This window comes from Acinetobacter nosocomialis NIPH 2119, from assembly GCF_000368085.1.
In the GTDB taxonomy this organism is placed as follows: domain Bacteria; phylum Pseudomonadota; class Gammaproteobacteria; order Pseudomonadales; family Moraxellaceae; genus Acinetobacter; species Acinetobacter nosocomialis.
Genome location: NZ_KB849239.1, coordinates 1,973,677 through 1,980,777, shown reverse-complemented (window position 1 = coordinate 1,980,777; position 7,101 = coordinate 1,973,677). Strand labels below are relative to the sequence as shown.

General features: G+C 40.3%; 3 protein-coding genes. All 3 read left to right on the top strand.

What is annotated here, in order from left to right; genetic code table 11:
- The coding region (locus F984_RS0103945; RefSeq protein WP_004710025.1) for a YadA-like family protein at positions 1-3,099 on the top strand (3,099 nt) is incomplete at its 5' end.
- Positions 3,100-3,154: 55 nt separating this feature from the next.
- The gene (gene tpgA / locus F984_RS13230) at positions 3,155-3,940 is read left to right on the top strand and encodes a trimeric autotransporter adhesin/peptidogylcan-associated protein TpgA (RefSeq protein WP_004710023.1); all 786 of its coding nucleotides are present in this window, start codon (positions 3,155-3,157) and stop codon (positions 3,938-3,940) included.
- Positions 3,941-4,508: 568 nt separating this feature from the next.
- The coding region (locus F984_RS22505; RefSeq protein WP_004710021.1) for an ESPR-type extended signal peptide-containing protein at positions 4,509-7,101 on the top strand (2,593 nt) is incomplete at its 3' end.

The window sequence follows — 7,101 nt, the reverse complement described above, 5'->3', positions numbered from 1 at the left end:
ACACTACAAAGCAATGGTGCCAATGCCGCTGCAGTAAAAGCTGGTGATACAGTTGACATTGGTACGGTAGCAGGCGAAACCAACCTTAAAGTAACTAAGACTGGTAACAAGATCCAGTATGGACTGAACCGTGATCTAAATATTGATAGTGTAATGGCAGGCGACAGCAAGCTAGACACCACTGGTTTAACAATTACCGGCGGCCCAAGTGTAACGACTGCAGGTATTAATGCGGGTAACCAAAAGATTACTAATGTAGCGGTTGGAACTATTTCTGCGACCTCTACAGATGCAGTAAATGGTAGCCAGTTAGATGCGACCAACCAGAACGTAACCACTGCCCAAAACACTGCAAACACAGCGGTGATCAATGCTGCAGCAGCCCAAGCAACGGCAGACAAAGGCCTGAACTTTAGTGTCAATGGTGGGACGGCAGACAATGTGAAGTTAGGTGAAACGGTTAACTTTGCTAATGGCACCAACACCACAGCAGTCTATGACCCTGTCACCAATACCTACAAATACAATGTAAATGACAGCATTGCATTAACCAATGCGGGTAGCTTAACGGTTGGGAATAGCAAGGTTGATAACAGTGGTCTATCCATTGCTGGTGGTCCAAGTGTAACGACTGTAGGTATTAATGCGGGTAACCAGAAGGTTACTAACGTTGCGGCAGGTACGATTTCATCTACATCAACAGATGCAGTGAATGGTAGTCAGTTAAATACCACGAACCAAAATGTAACCAATGCTCAAAATACTGCAAACACGGCAGTGACGAATGCAGCAGCAGCCCAAGCAACAGCAGACAAAGGCCTGAACTTTAGTGTTAATGGTGGTACGGCAGACAATGTAAAATTAGGTGAAACAGTTAACTTTGCAGATGGCACCAACATCACTGCAGTATATGACCCGGCAACCAATACCTATAAATACAATGTAAATGACAGCATTGCATTAACCAATGCAGGTAGCTTAACGGTAGGTAACACCAAGGTTGATAACAGTGGTTTAACCATTACAGGTGGTCCAAGTGTAACGACTGCAGGTATTAATGCGGGTAACCAGAAGATTACCAATGTAGCAGCAGGAACCAATGCAACTGATGCTGTTAATGTAAGTCAACTTGGTGCAGTAACTACAGCAGCGAATACCAAGACAGATGCTTTAGGTACAAGTACGGCAAGTAATCTGGGCGGCGGAGCAGTTTATAATCCGGTTACAGGTGCAGTCAGTTCACCGATCTATAGCGTGAATGGCAACAACGTGAACAACGTTGGTGACGCGATCACAGCACTGGATAAAGGCTGGACACTACAAAGCAATGGTGCCAATGCAGGTGCAGTGAAAGCTGGTGATACAGTTGACATTGGTACGGTTGCAGGTGAAAGCAACCTAAAAGTAACCAAGACTGGTAACAAGATCCAGTATGGACTGAACCGTGATCTAAATATTGATAATGTAACTGCAGGTGAAAGCAAGCTAGACACCAATGGTCTCACCATTGCTGGTGGCCCAAGCGTGACCAAGTCTGGCATTGATGCAGCTAGTCAGAAGATTACTAACGTAGCAGCAGGTACTGTTTCTGCTACATCAACAGATGCAGTGAATGGTAGTCAGTTACATACTCTCGATAGTCGTGTGACTAAGAATGGTGATTCTATAGCCAATATTTTTGGTGGTGGTGCTAAAGCTAATCCAGATGGTTCGATTTCTAACCCGAGTTATAAAGTTGCAGGTACAAGTGCAAACAATGTTGGTGATGCTTTAACAGCACTTGATAAAGCAGTCACTGATGCAGGTACAGCAGCAAATACGGGCTGGACAGTTTTAGCCAATGGTGATGCAGCTACTGCTAAAAAGATCAAACCAAATGGCAAAGTCAACTTTACTGGTGATGATAACTTAACTGTTGCTCAGACTAGTGAGACAGATAATGAAGGTAATATTAAAGTTGCACTGAACAAAAACTTGAAAGTTGATAGTGTCACGACTGGTAATACGGTTATCGATACGACTGGCGTAAAAGTTGGCGATAACATTCAGTTAGGATCAACAGGCTTAATCATTGCTGGTGGTCCGAGTATGACTACTTCTGGAATTAGTGCTGGTAATAAAACGATAAGTAATGTAGCGGCAGGTGTTTCTTCTACAGATGCCGTAAACAAAGGACAACTAGATAGCGCAATCACGAACATTAATAACAATGTTGGTGCTTTGGCTAATAGTGCAGTTCAGTATGACAAAAATGCAGATGGCACTGTGAATAAAGATTCAGTGACATTCGCTGGTGGGGCAAATGGTACTGCACTTAAGAATGTAGCGGATGGTACTGTAGCAGCAGGTTCTAAAGATGCAGTGAATGGAGGTCAGTTATGGACTGTTCAACAACAGGTCGACAAAAATACAGGTGATATCTCGAACCTTCAGACTGACATCAGCAATATTAACAATGGTAAATCAGGTTTAGTTCAGCAAGCTAATAAAGATGCTGCGATTACTGTTGGTAAAGATACTGGCGGCACCCAGGTTAATGTTGCAGGAACAGCAGGTGACCGTACGGTAACTGGTGTTAAAGCGGGAGCAGTTACAACGACTTCAAAAGATGCAGTAAATGGTTCTCAGCTTAATACTACGAATCAGGCACTTGTAAACTACCTAGGTGGTGGGGCAGGTTATGACAATATTACCCAAAGCTTCTCAAATCCGACATATAACGTAGGTGATAAATCTTACAACAATGTTGGTGATGCGATAGGTGCATTGAATCAGGCTGATCAAACATTAAATACCAAAATTGACAGTGTAACGAATAAGCTTGAGCAAGCATTCTATTCGACAAACCAACGTATCGACAAATTAGAAGAAAAAATGTCTGCGGGTATTGCTGCAAATGCGGCACTTGAAAATGCGCCATTTATTCCAGGAAAAGTAACGATGGCGGTTGGTGCTGCTTATTACAATGAGCAAAATGCTGTAGGTGTGACCTTACGTAAAACTGCTGATAATGGACGTTGGTCACTTACAACAGGTGCATCGCTTGGAAGTCAGGGTAGCCCATTAGTTCGTGTTGGCGTAAGTACAGTAATTGACTGATTGCCTAGCTAAGGAGAGTTTATCTCTCCTTTAAAATAATATTGTGAGTATGAAAATGAAGCAAAATATTCAAATTTTGGTAATGGGCATCTTGGTAAGTTTAAGTACTACTGGATTTACGGATACTGAAGTAGCAATTCAAAGAAATGAAGTAAAATTCCCAGCAATTGAAAAGAGTTATCTTAAACAAATAAAACGTTATGAATATGATGACGTTGCACGTTTGGATAAAGGATTAGATAAAGATCAAATTCGAGCTTTACTAGGCAATCCACAATTTAGTGAAGGACTATTTGGAGTAAAAGTCTGGAATTATGTATTAGATATACGTATACCAAATAGTAATCAATATCAACGCTGTCAATTACGCATTGATTTTAATAAAAAATATTTGGCAGAAAATTTATTTTGGAAAGGTGAGGCATGCGAAGGTTTGGCTACTTGGGGAGGTTATAATCAGTCGCCAGAGCATACTAATTTAATTTTTGAGCGGGCAGCAAGTGTGTTATTCACCTTTGATAGATTTGATAATAATGCTATTGAACAAGGTGTTCATAGTGTGCAGGAAATTGCTGAACAGATCAAAAAAAGCCAGACAACAACACCAGTTATTGTTTCAGGTTTTACCGATCGATTGGGTAAATTTAGCTATAATCAAGAATTGTCTTCACAGCGTGCTAATACAGTTGCCAAGTTATTGGTTCAACAAGGTATTGATCCTACACGGATACAGATACAGGCGAATAGCCAAACTGATCTATACAAACAATGTTCAGGAAAAAATAATTCACAGCTTATTGAATGTTTAGCGCCAAATAGACGTGTCAATATAAGCTGGTAAATGATCTACCACATAAAAGTAATCCTATTAAAAAGGATTACTTTTATAGATTATAAAAAACTAAGAAAAATTATAATTAATATTTTTATCTATTTGAATTTTTAACTATTTTTATTTGAATTTTCTTATTTACAACTCTGCCAATATTTATATGAAAGATATTAATGCATTGAAAATATTAGAATTTAATCATAAAAAATTGTCTAAATATATCTTATACCTACGTAAAAGTAGAATAAAAATATAAATATCAATAGCTTAAATTTTTTATGAAATAATTAATGAATTTAAATGACAAAAAACACCTTAATCGTAAAAAAATGTAACAAAAGCGTTTTTAATTTTTAACGTTAAGAAAAATTAAAAAATTGATTAAATTACTATTTTTTTCTAAGTATAAAAAAAGTTAACAAAATTTGACAATTGTTGTGACTTTGTTTGATTTTGATATTTTAAAATGTGATTTACTTCTCAAAATAAAAAAAGATATTTTCACAAAAAATAAGCAATTTAACTATTTTGATTGCAAAACTTTACAAATGTAGGCGTCAAGTTTACGGGTGGGATTATGAATAAGATATACAAAGTTGTATGGAATGCTTCTATTGGTACATGGACTGTTGTATCAGAATTGGCTAAAAGTAAAACGAGAACTGGTTCTGTTTCATCATCTTCTGAAATAACTAGTTCACAAAATGAGATCATTTCTAGAGAAAAGAAATTTAGACCTAAGGCCCTTGTATTATCTATCATCTCCTGTTTAGCCGCTTCACATGTGTGGGCTGACTACACAAATTTGTATGGTTCAATTATTGATACAAGCCCAACCATCAGTAATGGTATTGCCATAGGTGCAAACACCGGTACTCCGGCTACTGCAAATGATTCTAACGGATTAGCCGTTGGTTCAAGAGCAAATGCCAGCGCAGCAGATTCAACTGCATTAGGAAATTATGTAAATGCGACAGGGGTAAACTCAACAGTAGTTGGGGGACAAGCAAGTGCTGCTGGCGCGCAATCAATTGCACTTCAAAATAACAGTGATGCAGATCTTGTTGCAGAAGGCTTGGCAACGGGATCATCTTTTACAGCAGTTGATAGTGCTTCTAGTTACAGTGTCGCAATTGGTGCGATGAGCCAAGTTGTTGGTTCAACAGCAGCAATGGCGATAGGAAAAAATGCTCAAGTTAATAGTGGGGCAAATAATGCTACTGCAATTGGTAATACAGCGACGGTAGATACAAACGCCGTTGATGGTGTTGCTATAGGTACTAATAGCTTAACCTCAGCAGCAAATAGTGTATCCCTTGGGCCTAGATCAACCGCAAGTGTAACGAATTCAGTGGCTTTAGGCGCGGGTTCTACAACTACGGTACAAAGTGGTAATTCATATATAACGAATGTTGCAGCATCTACAACCAATGGTGTTGTTTCGGTGGGTTCAGCAACAAATACTCGACGTATTCAAAACGTAGCCGATGGTGCTGCCGATTCAGATGCGGTTACGGTTGCTCAGTTAAAGGATGTAAATAATCGTGCTGTAGGCAATACGACCGCATTGGGGGGTGGTGCAGTATATAATCCTGCAACAGATGTATATACGGCCCCAAGTTATACGATCACTAAAACAGATGGAACAACTTATACTCCTGTTAATACAGTGTCAGGGGCCTTAACTAATCTAAATAATGAAGTTGTAAAACCTATTACTTTCGCTGGTAATACAGGAAGTTCAGCAAATAATTTAGGTACAACACTTAATATCACTGGAGCAGGCTCAACTGCTGGAACCTATTCTGGAAATAACTTAAAAACGGCTGTGACTGGTAACACAGTTAATATTCAGATGGCGGATGCGCCTGTTTTTTCTGGTACTGTCACAGCGGGCAACTTAACGACTGGCGGCTCATTAAATGTTACTGGCGCAAGTAACCTAAATGGCGGCGCTAACCTTAATAATCAAAAAATTACCAATTTAGCAGCCGGTACGATTTCTTCTACCTCTACAGATGCAGTGAATGGTAGCCAGTTAAATACGACTAATCAGAATGTAACGACTGCTCAGAATACCGCAAATACAGCAGTAACGAATGCGGCAGCAGCTCAAAATACTGCAAACACGGCAGTCACCAATGCAGCTGCTGCCCAGGCGACAGCAGACAAAGGCCTGAACTTTAGTGTCAATGGTGGCACAGCAGACAATGTGAAGTTAGGTGAAACGGTTAACTTTGCCAATGGCACCAACACCACAGCAGTATATGACCCAGCAACAAATACCTATAAATACAATGTAAATGACAATATTAGCTTAACGAATGCAGGCAGTTTAACGGTTGGGAATAGCAAGGTTGATAACAGTGGATTAACCATTACTGGTGGTCCAAGTGTAACGACTGCTGGTATTAACGCGGGCAACCAGAAGATTACCAATGTGGCTGCTGGAACTATTTCTGCGAGTTCTACAGACGCAGTGAATGGTAGCCAGTTAAATACCACGAACCAGAATGTAACCACTGCTCAAAATACTGCTAATACAGCGGTAACGAATGCGGCAGCAGCACAAACTACTGCAAACACAGCAGTCACCAATGCAGCTGCTGCTCAGGCGACAGCGGACAAAGGCCTGAACTTTAGTGTGAATGGCGGTACGGCTGACAATGTGAAGCTGGGTGAAACGGTTAACTTTGCCAATGGCACCAACACCACAGCAGTTTATGACCCTGCCACTAACACCTATAAATACAATGTGAATGACAACATTGCATTAACCAATGCGGGTAGCTTAACGGTAGGTAACACTAAAGTTGATAACAGTGGATTAACCATTACCGGCGGTCCAAGTGTAACGACTGCAGGTATTAATGCGGGTAACCAGAAGATTACCAATGTAGCAGCAGGAACTATTTCTGCGAGTTCTACAGATGCAGTAAATGGTAGCCAGTTAAATACCACGAACCAGAATGTAACCACTGCCCAAAACACTGCAAACACAGCAGTAACGAATGCGGCAGCAGCTCAAAATACTGCAAACACGGCAGTTACCAATGCAGCAACTGCACAAGCAACGGCAGACAAAGGCCTGAACTTTAGTGTCAATGGTGGCACGGCAGACAACGTGAAGTTAGGTGAAACGGTTAACTTTGCAGATGGCACCAACACCA